The sequence below is a fragment of the Corynebacterium sp. HMSC06G04 genome, from assembly GCF_001807365.1.
Classification (GTDB): Bacteria; Actinomycetota; Actinomycetes; order Mycobacteriales; family Mycobacteriaceae; genus Corynebacterium; species Corynebacterium simulans.
Genome location: NZ_KV788608.1, coordinates 55,873 through 82,766, shown reverse-complemented (window position 1 = coordinate 82,766; position 26,894 = coordinate 55,873). Strand labels below are relative to the sequence as shown.

Annotated in this window: 26 protein-coding genes and 1 tRNA gene; 17 read left to right on the top strand and 10 right to left on the bottom strand. The window is 60.3% G+C overall.

The window, feature by feature from the left end; all coding sequences use genetic code 11:
- Positions 1-230: 230 nt before the first annotated feature.
- Positions 231-860, top strand: coding sequence for a hypothetical protein (locus HMPREF3158_RS12730; protein WP_168161745.1), 630 nt, complete (start codon positions 231-233; stop codon positions 858-860).
- 189 nt (positions 861-1,049) lie between these two features.
- On the opposite strand, the gene HMPREF3158_RS04760 is transcribed toward HMPREF3158_RS12730, so the two are convergent.
- A complete protein-coding gene (locus HMPREF3158_RS04760; RefSeq protein ID WP_070497564.1) occupies positions 1,050-1,307 on the bottom strand; it encodes a MoaD/ThiS family protein in 258 nt (85 codons plus the stop codon).
- 84 nt (positions 1,308-1,391) lie between these two features.
- On the opposite strand from HMPREF3158_RS04760, the gene HMPREF3158_RS04755 reads away from it, so the two are divergent.
- Genes HMPREF3158_RS04755 through HMPREF3158_RS04740 form a run of 4 tightly spaced genes read left to right on the top strand, consistent with a single transcriptional unit; the run spans position 1,392 to position 4,450 of the window.
- Positions 1,392-2,543 carry a molybdopterin molybdotransferase MoeA gene (locus tag HMPREF3158_RS04755; protein WP_070497514.1) on the top strand — a complete coding sequence of 384 codons (1,152 nt, stop codon included), beginning with the start codon at positions 1,392-1,394 and terminating at the stop codon, positions 2,541-2,543.
- Positions 2,543-3,013 (top strand): MogA/MoaB family molybdenum cofactor biosynthesis protein, encoded by a 471-nt coding sequence (locus HMPREF3158_RS04750; protein ID WP_070497513.1) that lies wholly within the window; start codon positions 2,543-2,545, stop codon positions 3,011-3,013. Before HMPREF3158_RS04755 ends, HMPREF3158_RS04750 begins: the two co-directional genes overlap by 1 nt.
- On the top strand, positions 3,003-3,449 hold the full coding sequence (locus HMPREF3158_RS04745; protein WP_070497511.1) for a molybdenum cofactor biosynthesis protein MoaE: 447 nt from the start codon (positions 3,003-3,005) through the stop codon (positions 3,447-3,449). Before HMPREF3158_RS04750 ends, HMPREF3158_RS04745 begins: the two co-directional genes overlap by 11 nt.
- Complete coding sequence (locus tag HMPREF3158_RS04740; RefSeq protein WP_070497509.1) at positions 3,446-4,450, top strand: ThiF family adenylyltransferase; 1,005 nt, start codon at positions 3,446-3,448, stop codon at positions 4,448-4,450. Before HMPREF3158_RS04745 ends, HMPREF3158_RS04740 begins: the two co-directional genes overlap by 4 nt.
- A gap of 203 nt (positions 4,451-4,653) precedes the next feature.
- Here HMPREF3158_RS04740 and HMPREF3158_RS04735 read toward each other — a convergent pair.
- A tRNA-Ser gene (locus HMPREF3158_RS04735) sits at positions 4,654-4,738 on the bottom strand.
- Between the two features lie 82 nt (positions 4,739-4,820).
- Between HMPREF3158_RS04735 and HMPREF3158_RS04730 the strand changes: the two genes are divergently transcribed.
- A complete protein-coding gene (locus tag HMPREF3158_RS04730) occupies positions 4,821-5,780 on the top strand; it encodes an NAD(P)H-quinone oxidoreductase (RefSeq protein ID WP_070497508.1) in 960 nt (319 codons plus the stop codon).
- Between the two features lie 24 nt (positions 5,781-5,804).
- On the opposite strand, the gene HMPREF3158_RS04725 is transcribed toward HMPREF3158_RS04730, so the two are convergent.
- A complete protein-coding gene (locus HMPREF3158_RS04725) occupies positions 5,805-7,061 on the bottom strand; it encodes an aminotransferase class V-fold PLP-dependent enzyme (protein WP_070497506.1) in 1,257 nt (418 codons plus the stop codon).
- 240 nt (positions 7,062-7,301) lie between these two features.
- On the opposite strand from HMPREF3158_RS04725, the gene HMPREF3158_RS04720 reads away from it, so the two are divergent.
- The 3 genes from HMPREF3158_RS04720 (at position 7,302) to HMPREF3158_RS04710 (ending at position 10,050) form a co-directional block, all read left to right on the top strand.
- Positions 7,302-8,153 carry a galactan export ABC transporter permease subunit Wzm/RfbD gene (locus HMPREF3158_RS04720; RefSeq protein WP_061920156.1) on the top strand — a complete coding sequence of 284 codons (852 nt, stop codon included), beginning with the start codon at positions 7,302-7,304 and terminating at the stop codon, positions 8,151-8,153.
- Positions 8,154-8,181: 28 nt separating this feature from the next.
- Positions 8,182-8,976, top strand: a complete 795-nt coding sequence (locus HMPREF3158_RS04715; RefSeq protein WP_061920004.1) for a galactan export ABC transporter ATP-binding subunit Wzt/RfbE — start codon at positions 8,182-8,184, stop codon at positions 8,974-8,976.
- 168 nt (positions 8,977-9,144) lie between these two features.
- Positions 9,145-10,050 (top strand): galactofuranosyltransferase GlfT1, encoded by a 906-nt coding sequence (locus HMPREF3158_RS04710; RefSeq protein WP_062036276.1) that lies wholly within the window; start codon positions 9,145-9,147, stop codon positions 10,048-10,050.
- On the opposite strand, the gene HMPREF3158_RS04705 is transcribed toward HMPREF3158_RS04710, so the two are convergent.
- The 4 genes from HMPREF3158_RS04705 to HMPREF3158_RS04690 all read right to left on the bottom strand — a co-directional run bounded on the left by HMPREF3158_RS04705 (position 10,051) and on the right by HMPREF3158_RS04690 (position 12,383).
- Positions 10,051-10,512, bottom strand: a complete 462-nt coding sequence (locus HMPREF3158_RS04705) for a GtrA family protein (protein ID WP_070455679.1) — start codon at positions 10,510-10,512, stop codon at positions 10,051-10,053.
- Positions 10,512-10,901 (bottom strand): GtrA family protein, encoded by a 390-nt coding sequence (locus tag HMPREF3158_RS04700; protein WP_061920154.1) that lies wholly within the window; start codon positions 10,899-10,901, stop codon positions 10,512-10,514. Before HMPREF3158_RS04700 ends, HMPREF3158_RS04705 begins: the two co-directional genes overlap by 1 nt.
- A 71-nt stretch (positions 10,902-10,972) precedes the next feature.
- A complete protein-coding gene (locus HMPREF3158_RS04695; RefSeq protein WP_070497505.1) occupies positions 10,973-11,863 on the bottom strand; it encodes a plasmid pRiA4b ORF-3 family protein in 891 nt (296 codons plus the stop codon).
- Positions 11,864-11,918: 55 nt separating this feature from the next.
- Entirely contained in the window at positions 11,919-12,383 is a 465-nt protein-coding gene (locus tag HMPREF3158_RS04690) for a hypothetical protein (protein ID WP_061919995.1), read from the bottom strand.
- A gap of 34 nt (positions 12,384-12,417) precedes the next feature.
- Between HMPREF3158_RS04690 and HMPREF3158_RS04685 the strand changes: the two genes are divergently transcribed.
- The 5 genes from HMPREF3158_RS04685 (at position 12,418) to HMPREF3158_RS04665 (ending at position 20,466) form a co-directional block, all read left to right on the top strand.
- Positions 12,418-12,696: a hypothetical protein gene (locus HMPREF3158_RS04685; protein ID WP_061919993.1), complete on the top strand. Its 279-nt coding sequence runs from the start codon at positions 12,418-12,420 to the stop codon at positions 12,694-12,696.
- A gap of 144 nt (positions 12,697-12,840) precedes the next feature.
- A complete protein-coding gene (locus HMPREF3158_RS04680) occupies positions 12,841-14,256 on the top strand; it encodes a decaprenylphosphoryl-beta-D-ribose oxidase (protein WP_061919991.1) in 1,416 nt (471 codons plus the stop codon).
- Between the two features lie 47 nt (positions 14,257-14,303).
- Positions 14,304-15,062, top strand: a complete 759-nt coding sequence (locus tag HMPREF3158_RS04675; protein ID WP_061919989.1) for a decaprenylphospho-beta-D-erythro-pentofuranosid-2-ulose 2-reductase — start codon at positions 14,304-14,306, stop codon at positions 15,060-15,062.
- A gap of 37 nt (positions 15,063-15,099) precedes the next feature.
- Positions 15,100-17,070, top strand: a complete 1,971-nt coding sequence (locus HMPREF3158_RS04670; RefSeq protein ID WP_070455680.1) for a galactan 5-O-arabinofuranosyltransferase — start codon at positions 15,100-15,102, stop codon at positions 17,068-17,070.
- Positions 17,071-17,100: 30 nt separating this feature from the next.
- Positions 17,101-20,466 (top strand): arabinosyltransferase domain-containing protein, encoded by a 3,366-nt coding sequence (locus HMPREF3158_RS04665; protein ID WP_210385667.1) that lies wholly within the window; start codon positions 17,101-17,103, stop codon positions 20,464-20,466.
- Positions 20,467-20,598: 132 nt separating this feature from the next.
- Here HMPREF3158_RS04665 and HMPREF3158_RS04660 read toward each other — a convergent pair whose 3' ends face one another.
- Positions 20,599-21,888 (bottom strand): PepSY-associated TM helix domain-containing protein, encoded by a 1,290-nt coding sequence (locus HMPREF3158_RS04660; protein WP_239240472.1) that lies wholly within the window; start codon positions 21,886-21,888, stop codon positions 20,599-20,601.
- Between the two features lie 248 nt (positions 21,889-22,136).
- Positions 22,137-22,970 (bottom strand): alpha/beta hydrolase, encoded by an 834-nt coding sequence (locus HMPREF3158_RS04655; RefSeq protein WP_070497503.1) that lies wholly within the window; start codon positions 22,968-22,970, stop codon positions 22,137-22,139.
- A gap of 30 nt (positions 22,971-23,000) precedes the next feature.
- On the opposite strand from HMPREF3158_RS04655, the gene HMPREF3158_RS04650 reads away from it, so the two are divergent.
- Positions 23,001-23,507, top strand: coding sequence for a CG0192 family protein (locus HMPREF3158_RS04650; protein WP_141740996.1), 507 nt, complete (start codon positions 23,001-23,003; stop codon positions 23,505-23,507).
- On the opposite strand, the gene HMPREF3158_RS04645 is transcribed toward HMPREF3158_RS04650, so the two are convergent.
- Positions 23,494-25,431, bottom strand: coding sequence for a M13 family metallopeptidase (locus HMPREF3158_RS04645; protein ID WP_070497499.1), 1,938 nt, complete (start codon positions 25,429-25,431; stop codon positions 23,494-23,496). The two genes, HMPREF3158_RS04650 and HMPREF3158_RS04645, sit on opposite strands and share 14 nt — an antisense overlap.
- 42 nt (positions 25,432-25,473) lie before the next feature.
- Between HMPREF3158_RS04645 and HMPREF3158_RS04640 the strand changes: the two genes are divergently transcribed.
- Positions 25,474-26,049 (top strand): hypothetical protein, encoded by a 576-nt coding sequence (locus HMPREF3158_RS04640; protein ID WP_070497497.1) that lies wholly within the window; start codon positions 25,474-25,476, stop codon positions 26,047-26,049.
- Positions 26,046-26,894: a PrsW family intramembrane metalloprotease gene (locus HMPREF3158_RS04635; protein WP_070497495.1), complete on the top strand. Its 849-nt coding sequence runs from the start codon at positions 26,046-26,048 to the stop codon at positions 26,892-26,894. Before HMPREF3158_RS04640 ends, HMPREF3158_RS04635 begins: the two co-directional genes overlap by 4 nt.

The window sequence follows — 26,894 nt, the reverse complement described above, 5'->3', positions numbered from 1 at the left end:
ATCAACTGAACTTAAGAATCGCCCTTTAGACTAACAATTCTTTTCCCACCAATGAGTCCTGTTTCTAAATCGGATACTTTCGTATACTCTTCTCGGATTTTGTGGTTTGACTAGATCATGTAGGTGAAAATGGGCGTGTTCCATTAGCCAGCATTGTGGAACTCGTCTATCAACCAGAAAGGTTCACTTCCATGAAATCTTTGCGCAATCCAGGAGTCCTCTTGTAGACTGTGATGCTCGGTCTTGCAATTGGCGCAACACCATTGGCACAGGCAGACACTGCTCCCGCTACTGAAGCAACGCATAATCAAACAACGAAAGCATCCACATCGAAATTGCCAGTGGAAGAGTCCGATAAAACCTATGTCGAATACCGATCTGAAGCAGATCGTGAAGCTTTCGAGAAGCTCGGCCAATATATCAAGTATGACGAAAAAGGACTCGCCACTGCGGTTATCCCCGCGGATGTTCGCTCAGCAAATAAAGACGGCGCTACCAGGATCGATGAATTTATTCAACAGAATAATTCAGCCGTCGACCCGGCTGGACACCCTACTTTTACCACATACGGAAATGAAACAAAGGTGTCCCACTGGGGGCCAGTCGTAAAAGTTTATCTGAGTCACAATGTGGTTTCTAAAGCTACTAAAATTTTCACTGCCGGAGGCGCCGCTGGCGCGGTGACAAAAGAAATCATTGCAGAAGGACTCGCAGCTTCAGTTGCTGGATGGGTTGCAGTAGGACTAGGGGCCCTTGTTGCAGCAGGAGCTTTATGCGACTGGAATGACCAGGGAATCATCCTTTGGCAAAATCCTGTCCCAGGAATGAACCCCCCTTATGTTTGCACACCACAGAAGTAAGTAAACTGCTCCCCCTAGTTGTACTGAAACAGACACCCTCACAATGCAATACCGGAATCAGCTCCTTGAAGTGCTAAACGCCTAGGAACAGACCAGACCAACTTTGTTGGAGGCTAGTTGATACTCGGCAGAGTTTGTTGTCGGACGTAAATGCCCTGAGGGCCGATACAGGACACTAGACCAGCAGCCCTACCCGCCTGCAAAAGGCGGCAACACGTCAACACGCGTCGCACCCGTGAGGGTGGCGGCGCGTTCGGCGTTTTTGCCATCCACCAGGAAGGTGCAGCGGTCTAGCACCTCGCCCAAGCTCATGCCGGCCTCGGTGGTGCCACTGTGCTCTGCGGCCACGGTGTCCAGCAGCTCGCCTAGCGTTGCAGGAGCTGCAATCTGTTCGTGGCTTACACCTGCCGCTGCGCGGGCGGCGGCGAAATAGTGAATTTCAACCATGTCTGCCACTATGCCAGTTTTTGCATTGAAAGTGCCGTTAAAATTGGGGAGGTTAACCAGACACATAAGGAGAGGCACGCCAGCATGCGTAGTTACGAAGAACACCTAGCAGCTATCCGTGGGGCACTACCTGCACCGACGGTGGTGACGCGCTCGTTGCTGGAGGTCAATGGCTTGATCCTCGCGCGCACCATCGCCGCGGCTTATGACATGCCGCGCTTTAATAACTCGCAGATGGACGGCTACGCCATCACCACGACGGAAGGCGGCACCTTCACCGTCGGCCAGACGGTAGCTGCCGGTGCTATGCCCAGCGCGGCACAGGATGGCATCGCGGCCCCAATCATGACCGGCGCCAAGGTTCCAGAGGGCACCGTGACCATCGTCCCGGTGGAGCAATGCGAGCCACCGCAGTTCCCGCGCGAGGGTGAAAAGGTCACCATTCCGGCGGCTCCGGCGGGCCAGTTCATCCGCGAGGCCGGATCCGACATCGCGGCTGGCAAGGTGCTGGTGGAGGAAGGCACGCGGCTGGCCCCAGCCATCATCGGCACGCTGGCCTCCCAAGGCATCACTGAAGTCGAGGTCTATGCCCCAGCACGCATCGTGGTCGCCACGGGTGGCGCGGAGATCGGCGGCCAAGGTGCGACCAGCATCCCTGATGCGAATGCACCGATGATTGCTGCTCTCTGCCGCGAGTACGGCATTGAGGTCGTCGCCTTTGTACGCACCAACGATGACCCAGGCGTCCTGCGCTCCGATCTGGAAGGCGTGGTCCGCGTTTACCAGCCCGACGCCATCGTCACCTCCGGCGGCGTATCCCACGGCAAGTTCGAAGTCGTGCGCCAAGTCTTCGAAGAAGACGGCTGGTTCGGCCACGTGGCACAGCAGCCCGGCGGACCGCAGGGACTGTCCAAGCTAAGCAGCGTCCCGGTTATCTGCCTGCCCGGCAACCCCGTCTCCACGCTGGTCAGCTTCCGCATCTACGTAGGCCCCACACTGGGTCGCGCCAGGGCCGCACACACCGCGCAGGTCACCGTTCCAGTCACCGGCTTGGAAAGCCGCGACCAGTTCCGTCGCGGCATCATCGACTATGAAAACGGCATCGCCACGGCCGAGCTCTTCGCCGGCACTGGTTCGCACCTGATTTCGCAGGCCATGAGCGCCAACGCCCTCATCCGCATCCCGGCCGGCGCACAGCTGCAGCCGGGCGATGTCGTTGAGGTCATCCCGTTCTAATGGCGCGACGTGCAGTAGTAGTGGTTGCCTCCACCCGCGCGGCGGCGGGCATCTACGAAGATCGTTCCGGCCCCATCGCGGTGGAGTTTCTGCGGCGGATGGGCTTTGATACCCCGGATGCGCTCGTGGTACCCGATGCCGAAATCGCCGAGGCCCTCGATAAGGTCTTCGCCGCCCAGCCCAGCGTCATTTTAACCTCCGGAGGCACGGGCATTTCGCCTGACGACGCCACGGTGGAGGCCGTCTCCGCGCATCTGGCACGGGAGCTGCCGGGGATAGCGCATGCTTTTTACGCGGCGTCGGCAAGCGTGCCCACTGCCGCGCTCTCGCGTACCGTCGCCGGCGTCAACGCGCACACCTTCGCCATGGCGCTGCCCGGTTCCACCGGCGGGGTGAAGGATGGTTGTAAGGTTTTGGAACCTTTGCTGCCGCACATCGTCGATCAATTGGAAGGAAGGCATGAGCACTGATCCCGCCTTTGTCAGCGCCGATACCGGAAAGGTAATCGGGGCGATGATGACGAGCTCGCCCATTGAAAAGCCCGATATTTCCACCCCGGCGATGGGTGCCGTGGTCACCTTCGACGGCATCGTGCGCAACCATGATGGCGGGCGCGGCGGCGTGGAGCTCTTGCGCTATACCGCGCACCCCACTGCCGAATCCGAGATCTCCCGCGTGGCGCAAGAAGTCATCGCCGCGCATCCGAATACCCGCCTGTGGTGCGCACACCGCACCGGTGATCTGCGCGTGGGCGAGGCAGCATTCGTGGTGATCGCTGCCGCGGCCCACCGCGGGGACGCTTTCGCGGCTGCGGAAGAGTGCGCCAACCGCGTGAAGGCAGAGGTGCCGATTTGGAAAGAACAGCGTTACGCGGATGGTTTTAGCAATTGGGTGGGCTTGGAATGAGTAGGCGCTACGCACGCCAAGAGGCCCTGTGGGGTACAGAGGGCCAGGCCAAGCTAGCTAATGCAACGGTGGCGGTCATCGGTGCCGGCGGGCTTGGCTCGCCTGCCCTGCTCTACCTCGCGGGTGCAGGTGTGGGGCGCATCCTACTTTTCGACGACGACGTGGTCTCCTTATCCAATCTGCAACGCCAAGTCATCCACGGGATGGACGATATTGGTGGGCCGAAGACAGCGTCGGCCGCGGAGACGATCCATCAGCTCAACCCGGAGGTACAGGTACTGCAGTACCCGCGCCTAAGCTCCGCCACGGCGCTTGCGCACTTGGCTGAAGCCGACGTTCTCTTGGACGGCACCGATAATTTTGAAGCCCGCTACCTGTGCTCTTGGGCGTGCCACGAGCTGGGTATTCCGCACGTGTGGGCGTCGATTTTGGGATTCGATGCGCAGCTTTCCGTCTTCTGGTCTGGGCACGGTCCGGTCTACGAGGACGTCTTTCCCACGGCACCTGCCCCTGGCTCGGTGCCTTCGTGTTCCCAAGCCGGCGTGCTGGGCCCCGTGGTGGGCACGGTAGGTTCTGCCATGGCATTGGAGGCACTCAAGTACCTCACGGGTACGGGCACGCTGCTGACCGGAAAGATTGGATACTTCGATGCGCTGACCTGCACTTGGGAGTACATTCCGGTGGTTGCCGGCGGCGCAACGCCCACGCAGCCTGCCGACGCCCCCGAAGTACGCACCGTCCCCTCCGGCTACCGCATCATCGATGTGCGCACCGAGGAAGAACGCGCGGAGCATTCCATTCCCGGCTCCGAGCACTTCCTTTTGGACCGCATCCTGGCGGGTGAGAATCCCCGGCTCGGCCACGACGAACCCGCCGTGATCCACTGCGCCGGCGGCATCCGCTCCGCCCAAGCCGTAGCCGCACTGCGCGAGCGCGGTTACACGCAGGTCTACTCCCTGCGCGGCGGCATCAACGCATGGCTGGAGCAGAATACCGCGTAGGCGCCCCATATTAAGGACACCGAAGACAGTCCACGGCGTATGTACCTCTGTGTGTATATAGCGTGCCTGAATCACCAGGTTTCTGGCCGCTATTTACATATATCGGTACATGAAACCACGCCTGGCAATGCGAAGGGCGTTTGAAGGAAACAAAAAGTCTCGAGACACCATCCAAAGGAACGATGTCTCGAGACTTCACACGGCGGAGACGGCGGGATTTGAACCCGCGGTGGTTTGACCCACGCTGGTTTTCAAGACCAGTGCATTCGGCCGCTCTGCCACGTCTCCTTGTCTTGCGACCCACTAAGCCTACTAAACCTAGCGATGCAGATCATATTCGGCCTCGGAGTTTTCGTTAAGCTGGGTGGGCATGAAAGCTATCGTGCAGACCAACCCTGAAGATCCCGGCGCGCTGGAGCTAGGTGCCGTCGAAAAGCCGCTGCTCCACCCCGGAGAAGTTCTAGTAAAGGTCCATGCCGCGGGTGTGAACCGCGCCGACCTCTTGCAAGCGCGCGGACACTATCCGCCACCAGCAGGCGCTTCCGAGACCATCGGCCTAGAGGTGGCCGGTGAAATCGTGGATGCAAATGGCACCGAGTGCAAAGAAGGCACCCAGGTTGGCGCGCTGCTTGCCGGCGGTGGTTACGCCGAATATGTCGCGGTTCCAGCGGGCCAGCTGCTGCCCATTCCGAAGGGCTTTTCGCTTACCGATACCGCCTCAGTCATCGAGGTGGCCTGCACCGTATGGTCCAACCTCGCCATGGAAGCGAACCTGCACGCTGGGCAGACCATTCTCATTCATGGTGGAGCGGGCGGCATCGGCTTGTTCGCCATCCAGGTAGCCAAGGCGCTGGGCGCTACTGTTGCGGTGACGGCCGGCTCCGCGGAAAAGCTGGAGACCTGCAAGAGCTACGGCGCAGACATCCTTATTAATTACAAGGAACAAGACTTCGCCGAAGAGCTAAAGAACCAATGCGATGTCATCCTCGACATCATTGGCGCGAAGTATCTCAAACAGAACCTGAAGGCACTGGCTACCGACGGCCACATGGTCACCATCGGCTTGCAAGGCGGCACGAAGGAAGAGCTCAACATGGGCATCGTCCTAGCAAAGCGCCTCACCGTGCAGGGCACGACGCTGCGCTCCCGCAGCATTGAGGACAAAGCCGCAATCGTGGCAGACACCGTCGCCAACGTGTGGCCATGGCTGGAAGATGGCACGGTCAAGCACCATCTCCACGGCACTTACCCGCTGGCCGAGGCCGCCGCTGCGCACGAGGCACTAAACTCCGGCGCCGTCACCGGCAAGTTGGTGCTGACGGTGTCTTAAACGTCTTGTGTCTAAGCTACCGGCTTAGGCCAAAGACGCCACCACGCGCGTGAGGTGTTCAATATCGTGGCGGGTGTTGAACGGGCCCAAGGCCACGGTAACGGCGCCGCCGATTTCGTCGGCGCCCATCTCCGTAAGAAGCGGGGTGCGCAGCGCCAACGTCGTGACCAGGCCGTTGTCGATGAGGCGGCGGTGCACTGTTTCTGCCGGTACGTTCTGCACCGCGAAGGTAAGCCGCGGCAGGCGGTCCTTTGAAGCGCCGGCGGCGGCCTCACCCGTCACGCCCAAGATGTGGACGGCCGGCAAGGTCTCCAAGTAGGCGTACATGTCATTGGTCAGATCGCCCAAGTACTCATTCAGCGCCTCCATTGACTTGTGCACGCGCACACGGCGCGAACCAGCTTCACCGCCAGCCAACGCTGCCAAGTGATCAACTAGAGGGCCAACGCCACCGGCCAGGCCGGTAGATACCGGGGTCTCTAGTTTTTCCGCAGAATTAGAAGCCTTCACCGGGCTATGCGCATCGACGCGGCGGAACATCGCTTCATCACGGAATACTAGGGCCGCTAACTGCGGGCCGCCGAGCATTCCGATATCAATGCCGATGATGTCCGCGCCGAGTTCATCAAAGTCCAGGGGACGATAAGGCGCGAGCGCGGAGACATCGACAAGCGTCCACGCGCGCGAGCGCGAACGAATCTTCTCAATAATCTCCGCCGTGGGTGTTACCGTGCCCAACAGCTCATGCGCTGCGGAGAAAGAAACGAGGCGTGTCGAGCCGTCGACAAGCTCGGCGTACTGGAAAGTCGGCAGCTCACCCGTGCCCAGATCCGGCTGTGCCCAACGCACTTCTGCATCAAGCTCCGACAACGCGGAGTACAGCGCCGGCGGATCCAACTTGGACAGAACCACCGAAGAATTATGACGCAACATCGGGCGCAGGCTGCGCGCCAAGGTCTGGTACAAAGCCGGCAGCGAAGGGCCTAAGACCACGCGGCTGGCCTTCGAGCCCACGAGATCCGCAATCGCCATGCGCGCGGCGTCGTAATGCGCAGAGCCCTCCAACCGGCCCGGCGCGCTATTCGCGGAATGCGCGCCCGTGGCATCTTCCTGCGGGGCTACTGCTGGGGACATACGGAATGAGCGAGCCACGCCGGCCGCTACTCGTTCAGAGATCTGCGGCGCAGCATTCGCGTTGAGGTAGGTCCACCCGTCCGATAGGCCAGTGTAAAGACCTCGCACACTGGCGACGTCATACCGTGCTGGCAAGCCTAATGGCATGTATAAAACCTTCCTCTACGCCTTTCATTGGTACCCAAACGCAACGTTTGTAGGGGCCGCTGTGGGGCAGTCGACTCCCTACTCTATACGGCTTTGGGTTTGGTTTCCTAAAAAGGAATTTTTGCAGGTTACAGCCATTCCCCCAGTACAGACGGCGTGTAGATACCCGTTTGTCCAGCACGCGCGCTAGGGTGTTTTGACGTGCAAGATAACAACCAACTGCGCGCCGACATCGCCCGCATGACCTCCACCCCGGAGGAAAGCGCGGTACCGGCCTCCCAGTCCATGACCATGAAGGCGGCTTTTGCCGATCTTATCCAAGGCGCCAAACAGCGCGAATTGTGGTTCATGCTGGGCATTCAGGACATCAAGCAACGCTACCGCCGCTCGGTTCTAGGACCTTTCTGGATCACCATCGCCACCGGTGTGATGGCAGCAGCACTGGGCCTTTTGTACTCCATGCTCTTCCAGATCCCAGTCGCGGAGTTCCTGCCTCACGTCACCGTGGGCCTTATCATGTGGAACTTCATCTCGGGCGCAATCAAGGAAGGCTCCACCGTCTTCATTGACAACGAGGGCCTCATCAAACAGCTCCCGGCTCCCCTATCGGTGCACGTCTACCGCCTGGTGTGGCGCCAAACGCTATTCTTGGGCCACAACCTCATCATCTGGCTGCTGCTCATCCTTATCTTCCCGCGTCACCTGGGTTGGGAGTTCTTCCTCTTCATCCCGGCACTTGGCCTCCTACTGGTCAACGGCGTGTGGGTAGCAATGTTCTTCGGCATCGTGGCAACCCGCTATCGCGACATTGCACCACTGCTCGAGGCACTCACGCAGCTGCTGTTCTACGTCACGCCGATTGTCTGGATGACCAACACTTTGAAGGAGCAAGGCGGTGCCGTGGGCAACCGCGCTCGCATCGCAGAGATCAACCCGCTGTATCACTACATGGAGATCGTGCGTGCCCCCATGATCGGTGAGCCCGTCGCGGGCTACCACTGGCTTATCGTCATCGCGTGTACCGTCGTGGGCCTCCTCGTCGCCGGCCTAGCCATGCGCCAATGGCGTTTCCGCGTGAGCTACTGGGTATAGCGCAAGCTGCACGAAAGGATCTTCAACAATGGTTTCTATCGATACTTATAACGCTTGCGTGGACTTTCCCATCTTTGATGCCAAGTCCCGCTCCTTAAAGAAGGCTGTACTTTCCTCAGCCGGCGGTGCGATTGGCCAAAACTCCGACAAAACCGTCGTGGTTGAGGCCCTCAAAGACATCAACCTTCACCTCCGCGAAGGTGACCGCGTAGGTCTCGTGGGCCACAACGGCGCCGGCAAGTCCACGCTGCTGCGTCTGCTTTCTGGCATCTACGAGCCCACGCGCGGCACTGCCGACGTTCGCGGCCGCGTCGCCCCCGTCTTCGACTTGGGCGTGGGCATGGACCCAGAGGTCTCCGGCTACGACAACATCATCATCCGCGGCCTATTCTTGGGCCAGACCATCAAGCAGATGAAAAACAAGATGGATGAGATCGCCGAGTTCTCTGAACTGGGTGACTACCTCGCCATGCCGCTGCGCACCTACTCCACCGGTATGCGCGTACGCTTGGCGCTCGGCGTGGTTACCTCCATCGAACCGGAAATCCTGCTGCTCGATGAGGGCATCGGCGCAGTCGACGCCGCCTTCATGGCCAAGGCCCGCGTGCGCCTGCAGGAGCTGGTTAAGCGCTCCGGCATCCTCGTCTTTGCTTCCCACTCCAATGACTTCCTGGCCCAGCTGTGCAACACTGCGCTGTGGATTGACCACGGCACCGTCCGCTCTGCCGGCGAGGTCTCTGAAGTCGTGGGCCAATACGAAGGCCCCGAGGTAGGCGAATACGTCAAGGACTTGCGCCGCCGCTTCGACAACGAAGACGACTAAGCCCCAAGCATCTCCTTTAACTCACCGGTTACGCCTTCTACTTCGATGGTGTAGCCGGTGTCGCCGTAAAGCCACTGGCATCAATCCGCACAGCAAACGGCGGCCACATCTGTTCTAATTCCATGTCCAAAGCCTATCCCCGGCGCCACGGGTGGCAGAATAGAGCTCATGACTGCCACCTTGAACGCCGCCGGTTCGACGGCCGCCGTAATCGTCACCCACCAGCGCGTGGAACTGCTTCGCGCCTCATTGGAGCAGGTAGCGCACCAAACCCACCCTGTGCAGTGGATCATCGTGGTGGACAATGGGGCCGAGACCGCAGTCGAGGAATTGGTCAATGAGATTGCCGGTGACCGCGCCGTCTACGTTCCTTCCCAGACAAACCTGGGCGGCGCGGGCGGCTTCGCCCTTGGCTTCCTCACGGCTCTTTCGTTGGGCGCCGACGCCGTGTGGTGCGCCGACGACGACGGCCGCCCCGCCGATAAAAACGTGCTCGCAGAGCTCTACCGCGTGGCAGAAGCCAACGGCTTGCACGAGGTCTCCCCTGCCGTGTGCAACATCAACGAACCAGCCCGCCTGGCCTTCCCGCTGCGCCAGGGCCTCGTGTGGCGCCGCTACATGAGCGAGCTCGAGGGAGACTTCCTGCCAGGTATTGCATCGCTTTTCAACGGCGCACTGATTTCGGCGGAAGCCATGCAGATAATCGGTGTACCGGATTATCGCCTCTTCATCCGTGGCGACGAAGTGGAATACCACCGCCGCTTAGCAGGCTCGGGCCTCAAGTTCGGCACCGCGCTGACCACCAGCTACCTACACCCGGATGGTTCCGACGAGTTCAAGCCGATTCTTGGCGGCAAGATGCACACCCAGTACCCAGACGGCGAGTTCAAGAGGTTCTTTACCTACCGCAACCGCGGCTATCTGCTCTGGCAGCGCGGCATGCGCAAGCTCCTGCCCCAAGAATTCGCGCGCTTTGGCTGGTTCTTCCTCGTCCAAAAACGCGATCCACAAGGCTTTGTAGAGTGGCTTCGCCTGCATAACCAGGGCCGCAAGGAAGACTTCCGCCGGCCCTAACTAATCCTCCACCACGAAGGATTTCCGGGTGCGGCGGAAGATCACCCAGCGCTGCACGAAGAAGTTGATGATGGTGGCCGTGCCCTGCGCAAGTACATACGCCGCGACCAGCGCCAACGTGGATGACCAAGCCAGGTCCTCGTCAAAGAAGTTAAAAGCCCGGCGGTAGATCACCATGTTGACCAAATAAGTCAGGGCGTACGTCGCCGCCACTGCCACAAGGCGGCGTTTGGAGGCTTTGGCGTTGAACGTCCAACGGCGATTGAGCAAGTACGCCACGAGCGTGCCAAAGATAAAGCCAACGGTGCGGGCGCCATCTTTATCAAGCAGCCCCAAGCCCAGCTGCAGAAGCCACGTTAGGCCAGCATCAACGATCGCAGAGATTACGCCCGTAATAACAAACTTGGTTCCCTGCGCCTGCAGGGAATTCGAGCGTGAGAGTTTCTCTGCGTTGGTCACCATTAATCTCCCTTAAAGATGAAGATGCGCTGAATGGCAAAGTTGGTTACTGTAGCCACACCCTGCGCGATGACAAACGCGATGGTGTCTTTGACTGCTCCCTCAAAGCCCATAGAAATCAGCGGCTCGTTGAGCACCCAGTACAGGAAGTTCTGTACCGCAAAGGTCGAGGCATACAACGCCGCCACGGCACCCGCAGTACGGCCGGAGACCTGCGCGCCGAAAGTCCAACGCGCATTGGCAACGTACGCAGCGATGGTGCCAAAGACCCAACCGATTGCCTTTGCCGCAGAACGGTGCAGGCCAAAATGGGTCAGCAACAAAGTAAGCCCGTAGTCAATTGCCGCTGTGAACACGCCCACGAATACGAAACGGAAAAGCTGCGTCGCCAGCGAGGTGCGGCGCACCTCGACGTCGCGGGGCGCCGCGTCAGAAGGATTTTTATCAGTCACGGCTAAAAAGCCTACCTGCGCAGTAGGGCACGGTAAATGTCAAGACGATCCACCGGTGCTAGTGCCTCATCCCCATAGGCGCCCACGCTTGCAAGCACAGAAAGCGAAGCGCTACACAACTCGCGTATTGCTTCGCCTGTTAAGAGCTTGCCTTCATCAGAGACCCAACCCAAGGCATCCATCGTGGACTCTGCCACGGAATTGCTAAGCTCCCGCCCGCCCATGCAGGTCAGCGCTAAGACCATGGACCAAAACGAGTCCTGGCCTTCTGCGGTAACTTCCCGCGGCAAAGAATCTAGGACTGATAAAGGCGCGTTTGAATCACTGCGCTCTAAATCGAGCGCCTGCAGCAGCGGCACGAAATCAAAAAGCTTGCTGCGCTGGATGAGCGCACGCACCGGCGGGGTCACGATGTTGAGCACTTCATCGATGGTCTCTTGGCCAGTTAATTGCGCATTGATGGCAGTAAGATCGAAAGGCTGCGTGAAGGCGCCCGATCCGCCTACACACAATGATTCAGGGGTACCGGAATCGCGCGGGTAAATGTCAACCACAACCAGGCTAAAGTCCCACAACCCCCAGGCATAGTCCAGCTGCACGCCCTCACGCCACAAAAACTCGGAGACTTGATGCTTGGGATCGATGCGGGCCCCGCGGGCTTCATGGTGTTCAAAGAAGTGCCACGGCGAATCTTCATCGGGGAGCCCGAAGCAGACTTCGAGCACGTGGTGGAGTTGCTCAAAGGTAAGGGCGTCAGAAAACCCGATTTGGCGGTGGACTTCGACGTCCGCGCTCACGTTGGAAACCTGGCAGATGACGGTGAGGGGCTCGCGGCGCAGGGTCACGATAGAGTTGTCACGCTTGGCGCGTGCCGTACTCAAATCTGTGACCCCGAGGCTCATGGGCCCCACCATACGCAAAGTTGCGGGTCAAAGTTGTGGAGGTAAGCGCGTGAGGCTACGCCGCGCGCTTGGCGATGTCGCGTGCTTCCAGCTCGCTCACCACAAAAAGCAGGCCCGCGCCGATGGCCCCCAGAGTGGTCCATGGCTTCTGCACACCGCGCTTGCGCAGGGGCTTGACCATGGCCTGCGCAACCTTGACGTTGATGAAACCACCGGCGATGAGAACCAGTACCACGGCAACAAATGCTGCCCAGGCCTTCACGTCCATCTCTTGTTCTTGTGCCTGCACCGGCTGCTGTTCTTCCTGCTCGCGCTGTGCATTGGTCACCGCAACCAGCGCGCCGAAGCCCAGAAACGAGCCGATATAAGCGGCGACGAGTGCCTTCTTATTCTTGATCCAATCTGGATAGGAGGTCATAAGGCCCAAAGCCAGCGATTGCGTTATGCGGCCAGACAGGGTGTCATCGAGTGCGTAGCGGTCGACGCGCTCGGTTTCTTGTGCGGAGTCTTGCTCAGTCATGGGGATTACTTTATGCGGCACTAAGCTAAAGCGCATGTACTCCTCAAAGAAAGAGCACCTAACCCCTGCCCAGCGCGCAGCCCAAGACGAACGCGCTGAAGACGACAAGTACAACGGCCACTTCCTGGCCACCGAGCACACCAATCTCCCGCTCGACGGGTTTATGACGCGCCTGATGGCTGAGGAGCTGCCTATCCTCGATTCCACTTCGCGCCGTCGGGTCTATGAGATTCTGCGTTCCTACAAGGGCCCGGAGATTACCTCCCAGGAGCAGCTCCCAGCAGAGATCCGCGAGCTCATGGATCTGTATTAGATCTGTTTTAGAAGGCCAAATCAACACATTCGGGCACGGCCGATGCCCGAACATGTTCCAAATATCACTAACGTCACACACGTCACGTGTCCGTGTTGGTGAGTAGGCTAGGAACGACATATCACGTCGAGTAAAGAGTAAGAGATGGAACTACATACCACCGAAAAGTCCCTGCACGGCTGGGGCCGCACCGCGCCGACGACTGCCCACGTACTGTCCACCGAAGACGTCGAGGTCATCAAGAAGGCCGTCGCCCAGGTTGCAGAAGATAACTCCGACAAACCAGCACACCTGCGCCGCGGCGTCATCGCCCGCGGCATGGGCCGTTCCTACGGTGACCCTGCCCAAAACGGCGGCGGCCTGGTCATCGACATGCAGCCGCTGAACAAGATCCACTCCATCGATCCGGAAACCGCAATCGTCGACGTAGACGGTGGCGTAACTCTGGATCAGCTGATGAAGGCCGCCCTGCCATACGGCCTGTGGGTCCCGGTTCTGCCAGGCACCCGCCAGGTCACCATCGGCGGCGCAATCGGCCCGGATATCCACGGCAAGAACCACCACTCCGCCGGTTCCTTTGGCAACCACGTCACCTCCATGGAGCTGCTCGTGGCAGACGGCCGCGTACTCCACTTGGAGCCTAACGGTTCCAAGGATGATCCAGACGGAGAGCTCTTCTGGGCCACCGTCGGCGGCATGGGCCTGACCGGCATCATCCTGCGCGCGCAGATCCGCATGACCAAGACCGAGACCGCCTACTTCATCGCGGACACTGACCGCACCGAGAACCTGGATGAGACCGTAGCCTTCCACTCGGATGGCTCCGAGCACAACTACACCTACTCCTCTGCTTGGTTCGACGTCATCTCCCCAGAGCCAAAGCTCGGCCGCTCCACCATCTCCCGCGGCAGCCTGGCCACCCTGGCGCAGCTCGAAGAGCTCGCACCAAAGCTGGCGAAGGATCCGCTGAAGTTCAACGCTCCACAGCTGATGACGGTGCCGGATATCTTCCCGAACTTCACCATGAACAAGCTCTCCCTGATGGCCATCGGCGAGGCTTACTACCTCATGGGCGCGCCGGCTCGTAACAAGATCAAGAACCTGACGCAGTTCTACCAGCCGCTGGATCTCATCGGCGAGTGGAACCGCGGCTACGGTTCCAACGGCTTCCTGCAGTACCAGTTCGTGGTACCGACCGAGGCAGTTGAGCCTTTCAAGGAGATCATCCGTGACATGCAAAAGTCCGGCCACTACTCCGCACTGAACGTGTTCAAGCTCTTCGGCCCAGGCAACAAGGCACCACTGTCCTACCCAATGCCGGGCTGGAACGTCTGCGTGGACTTCCCAATCAAGCCAGGCCTCGGCGCCTTCCTTGATGATCTGGACAAGCGCGTCATGGAATTCGGCGGCCGCCTCTACCTGGCCAAGGAATCCCGTACCTCTGCGGAGAACTTCCACAAGATGTACCCGGGCATGGAGGGCTGGCTTGCCACCCGCAACGCCATCGACCCAACCGGCGTCTTCGCATCCGACATGTCCCGCCGCCTCGAGCTGCGCTAAACGTCCGCACCGAACACAACGCAGAAGATTTTTAAGGAATAACCCACATGCTCAATGCAGTAGGCCAAGCACAACACATCCTTCTCCTTGGCGGCACCTCCGAAATCGGCCTCGGCATCGTCGAGGAATTCTTGGAGCGTGGCCCGGCCAAGGTCACCCTCGCTGCCCGCGCACAGTCCCCGCGCATCGCCGATGCCACCGCCGCTTTGACCTCCCGCGGTGCTGACGTCGAGGTCATCGACTTTGACGCAACTGACTTCGAGGCCCACCCGGACGTCGTCAAGCAGGCATGGAACCGCGGCGACGTCGACGTTGCCATCGTCGCCTTCGGCACCCTGGGTGACCAGGAAGAACTCTGGCAGGACCAGGCCAAGGCCGTCGCTTCCGCACAGACCAACTTCACCGCCCCGGTCTCCCTGGGCGTGCTGTTGGGCCAGAAGTTCAAGGAGCAGGGCCACGGCACCATCGTCGCCATGTCCTCCGTGGCGGGTATGCGCGTGCGCCGCTCCAACTTTGTCTACGGCGCTTCCAAGGCCGGCGTGGATGGCTTCTTCATCAACCTGGGTGAGGCACTGCGCGGCTCCGGCGCCAACGTCCTCGTGGTTCGTCCGGGCCAGGTGCGCACCAAGATGTCCGCAAACGCTGGCGAGGCACCGCTGACCGTCAACGTTGACGATGTTGCCAAGGCCACCGTCAAGGCAATCTTGAACGGCACGCAGTCCATCTACGTGCACCCACTGTTCGAGTACGTCTCCTTGGCCTTCAAGTTCATCCCACAATCCATCTTCCGAAAGCTGCCTTTCTAATTCCAGCAATCCTCCCGAATGTGGGAAACTAGTGTGCATGACTAGCCCAGCAACCATGCACTCCATGCACACTGAACACACCCGTGCCACGGATTACAACGCCGACGAGCTTTCAACTAAGTCGGCTCTGCTGGGCATAGCGGCGGCTGCCCTTGGCGGGGCGGTCGTCGCTCTCCTCGGTTTTTATGCCTTCAAGACGGTCTCCCTGCCAGCTTTTAGTACCTCCATGGTCACCCGTGCACTGTGCACGGTCGGCATTGTTTTGACCCTCTTGCTGGTCGGCGTGCTCTGCGTGAAGTGGATTTATGACACCCACCGTCCTGCTTTCACACGGCCTAAGTGGCGCACGTGGCTGACCTACGCGGCGTGCTATCTCTCGCCTGCCTTGCTAGTGCTTTCTGCCATCGGTCTGCCGCTTTCCGCCTCCAAGCTGTGGCTGGACGGAGTGCAGGTGGACCAGGTCTTCCGCACCCAGTTCCTGACCCGCACCACGGATCAGATGGGCTACGCCGACATGAACTACGAGGGCCTTCCCACCTTCTACCCCATGGGCTGGTTCTGGCTCGGCGGCCGCGTGGCCAACCTTTTGCACATGCCTGGTTGGGAGGTCTTCCAGCCGTGGGCGCTGATTTCTATCTCGATGTGTGGCTGCCTGCTCGTTCCGCTCTGGCAGCGCTTGGTGGGCTCGCTTCCAGTTGCCACCGCAATCGCGCTCGTGACCACCGCCGTCACGCTCACGGTCAACGCTGAGGAGCCTTATTCCGCGGTCATCGCCATGGGCGTTCCGGCAGTAGCTGTGCTGGCTGCCCGCGCCTTCAACGGCTCCTGGCTTTCTACCTTGGGCGTGGCCCTGTACCTGGGTTTCTCCGCCTGCTTCTACACCTTGTTCACCGGCGCCATCGCACTGACCGTGGTCTCGTTGGTTGCTATCGCCACCGCAATCTACGAGCGCTCCCTGCGCCCCCTCATGCACCTGGTGGTCATCGGCGTCGGCTCGCTGGCCATCGCCGCCGTTGCCTGGACGCCTTATCTGCTCGCCACCTTCCGCGCAGAGGCGCCACTGGAGTCCGCCGCTCAGCATTACCTGCCGGAGGAAGGAACCCAAATTCCGGTGCCTTTCCTCTCCTTCAGCATCATCGGCGCGCTCTGCCTCATCGGCCTTATCTACATGGCCATGCGCCTGGAAGACGCCGCAGTACGCGCCCTCGTCATCGCCACCTTGGGTACCTACCTCTGGGTCGTGATGTCCATGGTGGTCACCCTGGCCGGCTCCACCCTGCTGGGCTTCCGCCTGGAGAGCATCATCGTGCTGCTTTTCGCCACCGCCGGCGTTCTTTGTCTGGCAGAAATCCGCCTGCTGGGCATTCCCACGTTGTACCCGGCGCGCTTTAGTGAGACCACCAACAAGCGCATCACCGCGGTGTTCGCCATCTTCTTGGTATTCGGCGGAATCTACTACGCGCAGCACATCCCGGAAGCCAACGAGGATGCCCTCGACCACGCTTATACCGATACCGACGGCAACGGCGAGCGCGCCGACCGCTTTGCCAGTGATTCCTCTCAGGACTACCTGAAGATCCGTGAGTTCATCGACTCGCACGGCTACGCGCCGAATGCGACCACGGTCATGACGGACGAGAAGCTGTTTATGGCTTATCACCCATACTGGGGTTTCAACGCCTTTACCAGCCACTACGCCAACCCGCTGGGTGAGTTCAGCGCCCGCAACGCGCAGATCGAAGCCTGGGGCAAGGACTCCTGGGAGCAAACGCCGGCCGAGTTCCAGAAGGCGATCGATTCCGCGAAGTGGAATGGTCCCGATGTTGTCATCTTCCGCGGCAGCCTCGAAGAGCCGGGCGATGGCTTCAAGATCCACCTGGCTGAGGATATCTATCCCAATCAGCCCAACGTGCGTTACCGTGCGGTCTTCTTCAACCCAGATGTCTTCGAGGAAGGCTGGGATACCAAGCAGGTTGGCCCATTCGTGGTGGCGGTGCGTTCTCACTAACTCTAGGGGCCGTGCCGTAAACTGATCGCCGTGTCAGTTAGCCTTCCTAGTACCGAAAATACCCGCTTAGCCATAGCGGACGCCCCGCGTTCGCTGCGGCTAACCGCCATTATTGCCGGCCTGATTGGCTTCATTTGTTTTGTAGCGACCCCGCTACTTCCGGTGAACCAAACCCAGTCCTCTTTTGATTGGCCGCAGAATAATTCGCTGCAGTCCATAAACGCCCCGCTGATTTCGGTGGCGCCGGAGGACATCAAGGCCGAGATCCCGCTGAGCGCCGCAGACCAGCTCCATAATGATCAGGACCTGCTCTACGGCACCATCCCGCCGGAATCCACCAAGGCCTCCAACCGCGGCATGTTCGTCCGCGTGAGCGACCAAGGCCTTTCCGTCGTCTCCTTGGACGAGGTGCTGCTTGCCCTTACCCCCAAGGAAGTAGCCGCACTGCCTGACGACGCCGTGCTCAAGATCGACTCCTCCGGCTCCGGCACCACGGTCAGCGTGGATAAGCATTCCGAGACCACGAAGGACGACGTTCGTCCGCAGGTCACCGGCGTCTACACCGAGCTAGAAGATAAGGATGCCGCAAAGCTTGTCGACGAAGGGCTAAACGTCCACGTCGATATCAATTCGCGCTTTACCTCCTCGCCTTCTTTGCTAAAGAAGATTGCGATGTGGCTGGGCGTAGCCATGACCATCCTGAGCCTTATCTGCCTGTGGCGCATTGACCGTCTAGACGGGCGCAAGCTGGGCTTTATGCCTGCCACCTGGAAGCAGATCCGCCCGCTCGACGGCGTGGTTGCTGCCGTCCTCGTCTTCTGGCATATCTTCGGCGCAAATACCTCGGATGACGGCTTCATCCTGACGATGGGCCGCGTTTCCGGTCACGCCTCCTATATGGCGAACTACTACCGCTGGTACGGCGTTCCCGAGGCCCCGTTCGGCTCCCCGTACTACGACCTCGTGGCCTTCTTGTCGGAGATTTCCAGTACGTCAATGTTCGTGCGTCTGCCTGCGCTCATCTCCGCATTCATCGTCTGGTTCATTCTCTCGCGCGAGATTCTGCCGCGCTTTGGTGACCTAGTTAATGGCCGCCGCGTGGCGCACTGGACCGCCGCCTTTATGTTCTTGGCATTCTGGCTGCCATATAACAACGGCATCCGCCCAGAGCCGATCGTGGCTCTCGGTGTCATGGTGACCTGGGCTTCCTTCGAACGCTCTATTGCCGCCCGCCGCCTGCTGCCAGCAGCCGTGGGCACCATCGCCGCAACCTTGACGCTGGGCGCTGGTCCTACCGGACTCTTCGCCGTCGGCGTGTTCTTGGTATCACTGCCGAAGCTATTTGCCTTCATGGCCGAGCGCGCCCCGCACGTGGGCTGGCTCGCCATGATTGCACCTTTCCTCGCTTCCGGCACCGCCATCATGGTCGCAGCCTTTGGTGATCAGACGCTGGCTTCGGTCATGGAGTCCACCCGCGTGCGCTCTGAGGTCGGCCCTTCGCTGCCGTGGTACTCGGAGTACGTGCGCTACACCACGCTCTTCCAGCAGTCCGTGGACGGCTCGATGACCCGCCGCTTCGCCATGTTCACCATGATCTTCTGCTTGGCGCTGATCATCTATGCCTTCATCAAGGATCGCCGCATCGTCGGCGCAGCGGTCGGCCCAACCCAGCGCCTGCTGCTCATCATTGGGCTTAGCACCTTCTTCTTGATGTTCACCCCAACCAAGTGGACCCACCACTTCGGTATCTACGCCGGCGTCGCGGGCGTGATTGCGGCATTGGGCGCGGTTGTCCTCTCCCAGATCGCGATGCGCTCGCCACGCGCGCGCACCTTCGCCCTCGCATCGGTCATCTTCCTGCTGGCTATCTCCATGGCTGGCTGGAATGCCTGGTGGTACGTCTCCTCCTTCGGCATCCCGTGGTGGGATCGCACGGTTCAGCTCAAGGCCATTGAGGCCAACACCGTGCTGCTGTTTATTGGCTTGGTGGTCCTTGCCGTCGGCGTCGTCCAGGCGATGTTCCACAGTTACCGCAAGGCCCAAGCAGAAGAGGAAGGCCGCCTCGAGGAGTTCAAGGCACAGGCCGCCGCCAAAGTTTCGCGCTGGGCAGGCATCATGTCCGCGCCGCTGGCTTTGGCCTGCGCGCTGATTGTGGCCTTCTCGTGTGCATCCTTCGCTAAGGCTTATGCTTCGCAGCAGAATTCCTACTCCGTGGGCAAGGGCAACTTGGCCTCGCTGAAGGGCAACCAGTGCTCGCTTGCCGACGCCACGATGGTAGAGACCAACACCAACGACTCCTTCCTCAGCCCGGTTGAAGGCGAGCTCAAGGACTCGCTGGAGGACCCAAGCGAAGATTCCTTCGGCTTTGGCCCCGATAACATCCCGGAATCCATCGAGCCGGAGAATCTGAACTCGGCGTCGGTTGGCGCAATTGCGAATACCTCAACCGAGAAGGCAGAAAATGCTGACTCTGCCGATGCCGCGCAGTCGGAGGAAAGCAGCGAAAAGTCTGCCAATGAGCAAAGCGGCGGCGTGCGTGGGACCAAGGGCGTAAACGGCTCGACCCGTCACTTGCCTTTCAACCTGGATTACAACAAGGTACCGGTTTTGGGCTCCTACGATGAAAAGCAGCGTTCTACCTCTACCGTAACGACCCAGTGGTACAACCTGCCTGAGGCCAAGGAAAACGCCCCGATTCTGGCTGTTTCTGCGGCGGGCAACATCTACCACCACGATGTCAACGGCATCGAGCAGGACGGCATGGAGCTCAAGCTGGAGTACGCCACCTACAAGGACGGCAAGGCCACCAACAAGGGCGAAGCAGAGCTTTCCGACGTCGGCGCTACCCCGAAGTGGCGCAACCTACGCATCCCGTTGGACAAGCTGCCAGCTGAGGCCAACGTGGTCCGCCTGGTGGCCGTGGATGATTCCACTGACGAGGACGAATGGCTCGCCTTCACTCCGCCGCGCGTGCCGGAGCTTGCGACCATCAACTCGCAGTTCGATTCACAGACCCCGGCGCTGATGGACTGGTCTGTGGCTCTGCAGTTCCCATGCCAGCGCACTTTCGACCACTATGCGGGCGTGACGGAGATTCCGGAATACCGCATCCTGCCGGATGCAGCGGCGCAGACGTCCTTGACTGACTTCCAGTCCTTCTCGGGCGGTGGCGCGATGGCCACGGCTGAGGCAGTCAACTACTCCTACGAGATCCCGAGCTACCTCAACAATGATTGGGCTCGAGACTGGGGCGCAATCGAAAAGTACGAGCTGCGCACCAACTCCAAGGGCGAGGCACCTGCCGAGGCGAACATCGATCATGAGATCGTTTCGCGCTCCGGACTCTGGAAGGAATCTGAGATGAAGATTCGCCCGGAGGGCTCTGAGGAGAAATAACGCTGGGTGGCATAGCACCCAGCGTGTAATAGCACCCAGCGTGAAAAAGCACCCAGCGAGAAGTAGGACCCAGCGAGTACGAGAGAGGGAGGACCAGGTGGTCCTCCCTCTCGTTACTTTATGGCAATCGTCCTAGACAGGTTGCTTGATGCTTTCCCCTTCTTGGGTTTCGCGTGGCTCGGTCTGTTTCGCCTTCTTAGCGCGCTGCACTGCCCAATCCACAAGGAAGAACAGCACCAGGGATGCGCCGAAGAGCGGAGCGATGATGGAATACAGCACCGCGCCCACGACCAGCGCTGGCGAGAGCTTCAGGTGCTGGAGCGAGCGCTTCGGGCGACTAAACCACATCCACAGGCCCATGACGCTGACCGCCAACAGGCCTAGCGCGAGAAGCGCAAGCGCAACCTGGTTGTAGATTCCGAACAAGGTGCCCATATGCAGCTGGATGAGCCATGGGACCACCTTGGCCATGAGCGGCCAGTCCTTAAAGTCCACGCGGTCCACCACTTCGCCAGTGTGCGGGTCGACAGCGATGGCATCGTAGCTCAGCTTGTAGTCTTGGCGTGCCTCAGTGACGGTCCACGCTGGCGTCTCCGCGGAAGGCGGCGTCATGTCGAGGATGCCGGTCAACCCTGCCGAACGCGCGGCCGCCAACGCGTCTGCGCCGCCCATCACGTTCATGTCCCCCGTCATGTCCATATGGTGATGCTCGGCATGCGGGTCCGCGGCGGCAGTTGCTGCGGGCTTGGGCTGCATCCAGTCCATCTTCTCGCGCAGGGTAGAGATGTTTTCACCAGCAACCAAGGACCAGGTCAGGCCAGTGATGGTGAGGAACACGAAGCCGGGCAACAGCCACGCGCCGATCTTGGAGTGCAGGGTGAGCATCTTGCCCGCTTTCCGACGCCGCTTGAACCACAGGTAGATGCCCATGATCGCCAGTGCGCCCAGCCATGAGGCGGCGAGCTCGGAGTAGATGCGGCCGGCGTCGCCAAGCCAGAGGCGGCGGTGCCCCTCGGAGAGCCAGCTGCGCAACGGCAATGCGCGAGAGGAGCCATACTGCACGAGGTCACCCTTGATTTCGAGCGTGGCGGGGTCCACGAACACTGCGTGGGCGTAGCTGGAGGATTTCAGTGCGTCATCCGCGAAGAGCACGCGGGTGTTCTTCTCGCTGTCGTCGAAGGCCTGCACCTTGCTTACTGCGAGATCCGGATAGACCTTCTGGGCTGCTGCGATCTGCTCGTCGAGGCTGTGTGCTTCACCGCTTCCTGACGCCGCGATCTCATTCTTGTACACCACCGACTCGATGCTGGGGGCCAAGGCGTAGAAGAACCCGCTCAGCGCTGCAACGATGAGGAACGGCGCTATGAGAACACCGGCTGTCTTGTGTAAGCGCGACATCGCACCATGATTGGAAATACTCATGGGTGAATAGTCGCGACGCTATTAGCAATAGTTCCCGATAAAGTTTTCTTGTGATCCTTTCGAATCGCGGGAACTTTTGCCGGCAGTGGTCAGGTTGCCCTCAATTCGGTTTGGTTTCCCTGGTTGGGTCCCCCTCTAATGGTCCCTTTACGAGTAGCGAAGCCGTGCGGGATGCCCCATTGGGTAGCTTTACCCCCAAGGGGATCCAACCAATGGGACCAAACCGCTAAACGCTAAAACCAGGCGGCTTAGACGGAGCGCAGGAAGTCCGCGGTGTCCATGATGCGCTGGCGGGCCACTGCCGGAGTTGAGATGCGGTGAGTGGAGACGTAATCGGCGGTCTCGGCGGCAGGGATGGTGACTCGCTCGGCGATTTCGTCTTGCACCGCAGTCTGGACGAGTGTGCGCGGGTACTCGTTTGGCAGCTCGTAGCCGGCGCGCAGCTCCTCGGGGAGATTGGAAAGCGCAGCGAAGTCAGGGAAAGTAAGGATGAGCGCATCGGCAGGTACGAGTGCAGCCAAGGCGCCGCCCGAGGAGTAGCCCCACACGGTCACGGAAGCCGCACCTTGTTCGCAGGCATAAGCGATGGCCTTGTTGACGGATTCCACCATGTCCGCCACGGTGTGCTCAGGCGCTAGCGGGTAATCTACGTCGATGATGGTGGTGCCGGACAACTGTGCTGCGGCGGCGACTTCGGGGCGCCACTGCATCTCTAACGCGGTTCCATCACCGCGCCACCAGCCGCCAGAGTGCAAAGACACCGCCCACTTGCCGGTCGGCGCGGCCGGGGCAAAGATGGCGCCGACCTCAGTGTCACGCTGCGTGATTCCATCAGTGAACTTGGTGCCCGGCAACGCGTGGTCAACTGCAGTGCCCAAGACCATCATGGAAGCCTGCGTGATGCGATCCGGCAAAAGCGCGCAGTAGCGGTCAGCATCCGGCGAGCCGCCGCCAGCCCACGGCGGACGAAAATCCGGCAGTGGGTAGTGGACCTGCATGTAGGAATAGAGCTGTTCCAGCTGCTCTTCCTCGCTCAACTGGCGGTCCTGGCCACCAATCTGCCACTGCTCAATCGAAGTCATGCATTCGAGGTTACCGCTACCATGGCTGCCATGACGAAGGTAGCCAAACTCCACCCCACCGCCGAACTATCCCCCACTAAAGCCGAAATCGCAGCTAAGTACGCCCACATCGACGAGATCATTGGAAGCTACCGCGCAGTAGATCCTGATGACGAAGTTGGCATCGAGGTCCTCCTCGGCCACGATTACGCCGGCAACATCGTCCAATTCCCCGTCACCTACCGCGCCGCCGACAATGCCACCAACAAACCACTGTGCGCCATGGACCACTCCGTGCTCGGAAAGCGCTCGGTAGCCCGCGCCGAAGACGACCCAGTCGCCATCACACAATGGGTCCATCTTGTACAAAACGAGGAAACCTCCGCCGCATACTCCACCGGCCCACAGCGCTTCCACGCCTATGGCACCGGCGGACTACCTGGCGAAATCGAGTTCTTGCCCACCCTTACCGTTACCCCACCGGAGGCTGGGCAATTACGAGTAGTCGACTCCGAGACCGGAACCGACTACCTCGCGGCGCGTCTTACCAGATTGTGACGCGGTCTTCCTCGGCCAGGTAGAACGGAGAATCCTTCTCTACCTCGAAGGCCTCGTAGAACTCCGCCACATTCGCCGCGATAAGGTTGCAGCGGAACTCCGCCGGGGAGTGCGGATCGATGGCCAAGTACTGGGTGGCCATCTCCGGACGGATTGCGGTGCGCCAAACGCGCGCCCAGGACAGGAAGAGGCGCTGCAGGCCGTTGTACTCGGCGTCGTAAAGCGCAGGAGATGCGTCCTCCACCTCGAAAGGGGCCACTTGGCCAGCGATGTCGAGGCCGTTGTCCGCGCAGTAGTTCTTGTAAGCCACCACTGCGATGCCCAGTCCACCCAGGTCACCGATGTTCTCACCCAGGGTGAAGCTGCCATTGACGCCCGCGGAATCAGTACCTTCCAGAACGGAAGGCACGCGGCCGTTGAACTGCTCCACCAACTTCGCGGTGAGCTTTTCAAATGCCGCGCGGTCCTCTTCAGTCCACCAGGAGTTCAGGTTGCCCTGGCCATCGTACTGCGAGCCCTGGTCATCGAAACCGTGGCCGATCTCGTGGCCGATGACCGCGCCGATTGCGCCGAAGTTCTCGGATACGTCGCCGCCCTCAGCGGAAGGGACAAAGAATGGCGGGCGCAGGATGGCGGCCGGGAAGGTGATGTCATTGACCACCGGGTTGTAGAAAGCGTTGACCGTCTGCGGGGTGGAGAACCACTCGTCGCGGTCCGCGGGCTTGCCAATCTTGCGCAGCTCGAAGTCGTGCGCCCATGCGTTGCCCGCGCGGACGTTGGCCACGAGGTCCTTGCCCTCAGAGCTGAAGCTCAGATCGGAGTAGTCGCGCCACTTATCCGGGTATCCAATCTTGGCCTTGAACTGGGCAAGCTTCTCCAAGGCACGCCCGCGGGTAGCGGGCGTCATCCACTCGAGCTGGGAGATGCGCTCGCGGTAAGCAGCGGTTAAGTAATCAACCAGGGTGTCCATCTCCGCCTTAGATGCCGGCGGGAAGTGCTGGTCCACAAAGACCATGCCAATCTCCTGGCCCACCAGGGACTCCGCTAGGCCCACGGCGCGCTTCCAGCGGTCACGCTGAGTGGTAGCACCGGAAAGGCGGGTGCCGTAAAACTCGAAGTTCTTCTTGCCCACCTCTTCCGGCAGGTACGGCGCGCGGGACAGCAGGATGTGCCAGGTGGCCCACAGCTGCCAATCTGCCATGCGGTCCGCGGTGAAAAGCATCTCGAAGTGCTCGAGGTAGGAAGGCATCATGTTCACAACGCGCTGTGCTTCCAGGCCACCACCTGAAAGGATGGCGCGTGCCAACTCCGGCAGCTCCTCGAAAGGCATCGGGTTATAAGTCTTCACGGCATCGCGCGTGGAAACGACATCCCAATGACCGGCAGCCAGCTCCTTTTCCAAACCCACGATGCGCGTGGCGGCAACGTCGGCGCCCAAGCCGAACAGGCGGGCAGGATCGAGGAAGCCCAGCATCTGCGCCACGTGCTTTTCATATGCAGCCAGCGTCTCCGCATGCGCTTCCTCGCGGTAATAAGCCTCGTCCGGCAGGCCCAGGCCAGACTGGATGACATAAGCCACGGCTTCCTCGGAACCGGAATCCTTTTCCACCCAGAAGGTCACCGGGGCGCCGACTCCCTCGCGCTCGAGTTCGCCGAGGCGCTGCGCCAGCTCTTGAGGGTCGGCTGCGGTGAGGTGGTCGAGGTCGGCGTCAATTGGCGCCATGCCTGCACCATTTACGCCCTCGGTATCAAGGTGCGATGCGTAGAGCGCGCCCGGGCGCCCAGTGTCATTTTTAACAATCTCGTGCACGAGCTCTTCCGCCTCGTCACGCAGGTTGTGGAAGGTGCCATCAACGCCCCGATCATCGGGGATGACGTGGGATTGTAGCCATGGTCCGTTGACAAATTGGTAGAGATCTTTCATGCCAGCCACTCTAGGCGAATCAATCCGGTTAAGGTGTGGACTATGCCAACTTATCGGTTCCCACCATCACAACTCCGCGGATATTTTCTCGCGGTCGTTAGCTTCGTGCTGGTAGTGCTCGTCATCCCCACGCTTATCGCAGCAACGGTGACCCCGCCCGAGCCGAAGACCGAGGAAGTGGTGCTTGATTCTGCGACAACAGGTTTCAGTGAGGATGAAACCTGGACCATTGAGGTCCCGGGTCTGCGTTGCACGCCTAATTCGGAGACCATGGCGAACCAGGCCTGGGACTGCGGTGCGACGCTCGTGCAGGTGGTCAGCACTGAAGGCCTCGACGGTGCCGACGAGGAGGTGGCGATGCATCGCGCCGTCCGCGGCTATGCTTACGGCGAAGTTTCCACGGCAAAGATCCACAGGGAGGGCGATGCACTCGCGCTTTACGACGCCCCCGCCGACGCAATCGTCCTCTCCCGCGACGGAGAGGGCGACTTTACCGACTTTGACTACATCGTGGTGCTCACCGGCGGCGATTTCACCCACGCCGCGGAACTCATCTGGCAGGCCTTTGGACACCGCGAGCTGCCGGTGAAAGCGGAGACGGGAGTAGTGGCATCATGAGCAAACTCTTCCGCAACTCGCTGTGGGTACTACTGGCTCTGGGCATGGTGAGCATCATGGCTAACCTAATCAGCTACCTGCTGATTGCTCCTGCTTTGGTGGTACCCAGCGTGCTCATCGGCGGCGCCTACGTGGCCCTCATCCTCTTTTTGCTTCGCCTAAGCCCCATGTTCCCGGCGCGCGGATGGGTCTGGGCGGCGCTCCTGTGGGGTGGCGGTACCGCGGTGGGCATGGCTTTGCTCTCCTCTACTCCGCTGATGACGCTGGCGTCATCCTTCGGGTGGCAGGCCGCCACGATGTCGTGGGCGGGTGCCTACCCAGAGGAGATTTCCAAGGCCACCGGAGTCTTCTTCATTCTTTTGTCATTCCGGCAGCTCAACCGGCCGTGGCACGGCTGGGTCGTGGGCGCCACCGTGGGCTTAGGCTTTGAGACCCTCGAGAACGTGTTGTACAGCGTCGTCGGCGGCACGATGCACCCGCTTTCTGACTGGACCGGAATGTTTCAGATGTGGGGTCTGCGCCTCATCGCGGGTCCGGCGCTGCACGTCTTGCTCACCGCGCTGGCGGGTTGGGGAATAGGCTGGGCGCTATTCAGCGCGAACAAGACAGTCTGGTGGCGCCTGGGCTCCATCTTTGGCTTCCTTTTGCTAGCCTTTGGCCTGCACTTTTGCTGGAACTACCTGCCGGAGAACACCACGCTGATGCCAGTTCAATACGTGCTGGTGGGGCTGGTGCTCTACCCACTGAACATCTACCTGGTCTATCGCGGCAACAAGTTCGCGCGGGAAGACACCACATACAGCGTGATGCATGCTGGCACCGCGGTCAGCAAGAGAAAGAACTAA

What these genes read in the sequence shown, in the direction of transcription:
- HMPREF3158_RS04680 (WP_061919991.1), top strand. Translation starts at nt 12,841, where the DNA reads ATGGAACTACATACCACCGAAAAGTCCCTGCACGGCTGGGGCCGCACC.
- HMPREF3158_RS04715 (WP_061920004.1), top strand. Translation starts at nt 8,182, where the DNA reads ATGGTTTCTATCGATACTTATAACGCTTGCGTGGACTTTCCCATCTTT.
- HMPREF3158_RS04650 (WP_141740996.1), top strand. Translation starts at nt 23,001, where the DNA reads ATGACGAAGGTAGCCAAACTCCACCCCACCGCCGAACTATCCCCCACT.
- HMPREF3158_RS04645 (WP_070497499.1), bottom strand. Translation starts at nt 25,431, where the DNA reads ATGAAAGATCTCTACCAATTTGTCAACGGACCATGGCTACAATCCCAC.
- HMPREF3158_RS04690 (WP_061919995.1), bottom strand. Translation starts at nt 12,383, where the DNA reads ATGACTGAGCAAGACTCCGCACAAGAAACCGAGCGCGTCGACCGCTAC.
- HMPREF3158_RS04710 (WP_062036276.1), top strand. Translation starts at nt 9,145, where the DNA reads ATGACTGCCACCTTGAACGCCGCCGGTTCGACGGCCGCCGTAATCGTC.
- HMPREF3158_RS04685 (WP_061919993.1), top strand. Translation starts at nt 12,418, where the DNA reads ATGTACTCCTCAAAGAAAGAGCACCTAACCCCTGCCCAGCGCGCAGCC.
- HMPREF3158_RS04705 (WP_070455679.1), bottom strand. Translation starts at nt 10,512, where the DNA reads ATGGTGACCAACGCAGAGAAACTCTCACGCTCGAATTCCCTGCAGGCG.
- HMPREF3158_RS04730 (WP_070497508.1), top strand. Translation starts at nt 4,821, where the DNA reads ATGAAAGCTATCGTGCAGACCAACCCTGAAGATCCCGGCGCGCTGGAG.
- HMPREF3158_RS04695 (WP_070497505.1), bottom strand. Translation starts at nt 11,863, where the DNA reads ATGAGCCTCGGGGTCACAGATTTGAGTACGGCACGCGCCAAGCGTGAC.
- HMPREF3158_RS04740 (WP_070497509.1), top strand. Translation starts at nt 3,446, where the DNA reads ATGAGTAGGCGCTACGCACGCCAAGAGGCCCTGTGGGGTACAGAGGGC.
- HMPREF3158_RS04755 (WP_070497514.1), top strand. Translation starts at nt 1,392, where the DNA reads ATGCGTAGTTACGAAGAACACCTAGCAGCTATCCGTGGGGCACTACCT.
- HMPREF3158_RS04675 (WP_061919989.1), top strand. Translation starts at nt 14,304, where the DNA reads ATGCTCAATGCAGTAGGCCAAGCACAACACATCCTTCTCCTTGGCGGC.
- HMPREF3158_RS04720 (WP_061920156.1), top strand. Translation starts at nt 7,302, where the DNA reads ATGACCTCCACCCCGGAGGAAAGCGCGGTACCGGCCTCCCAGTCCATG.
- HMPREF3158_RS04635 (WP_070497495.1), top strand. Translation starts at nt 26,046, where the DNA reads ATGAGCAAACTCTTCCGCAACTCGCTGTGGGTACTACTGGCTCTGGGC.
- HMPREF3158_RS04660 (WP_239240472.1), bottom strand. Translation starts at nt 21,888, where the DNA reads ATGAGTATTTCCAATCATGGTGCGATGTCGCGCTTACACAAGACAGCC.
- HMPREF3158_RS04745 (WP_070497511.1), top strand. Translation starts at nt 3,003, where the DNA reads ATGAGCACTGATCCCGCCTTTGTCAGCGCCGATACCGGAAAGGTAATC.
- HMPREF3158_RS04670 (WP_070455680.1), top strand. Translation starts at nt 15,100, where the DNA reads ATGACTAGCCCAGCAACCATGCACTCCATGCACACTGAACACACCCGT.
- HMPREF3158_RS04725 (WP_070497506.1), bottom strand. Translation starts at nt 7,061, where the DNA reads ATGCCATTAGGCTTGCCAGCACGGTATGACGTCGCCAGTGTGCGAGGT.
- HMPREF3158_RS04655 (WP_070497503.1), bottom strand. Translation starts at nt 22,970, where the DNA reads ATGACTTCGATTGAGCAGTGGCAGATTGGTGGCCAGGACCGCCAGTTG.
- HMPREF3158_RS04750 (WP_070497513.1), top strand. Translation starts at nt 2,543, where the DNA reads ATGGCGCGACGTGCAGTAGTAGTGGTTGCCTCCACCCGCGCGGCGGCG.
- HMPREF3158_RS04760 (WP_070497564.1), bottom strand. Translation starts at nt 1,307, where the DNA reads ATGGTTGAAATTCACTATTTCGCCGCCGCCCGCGCAGCGGCAGGTGTA.
- HMPREF3158_RS04640 (WP_070497497.1), top strand. Translation starts at nt 25,474, where the DNA reads ATGCCAACTTATCGGTTCCCACCATCACAACTCCGCGGATATTTTCTC.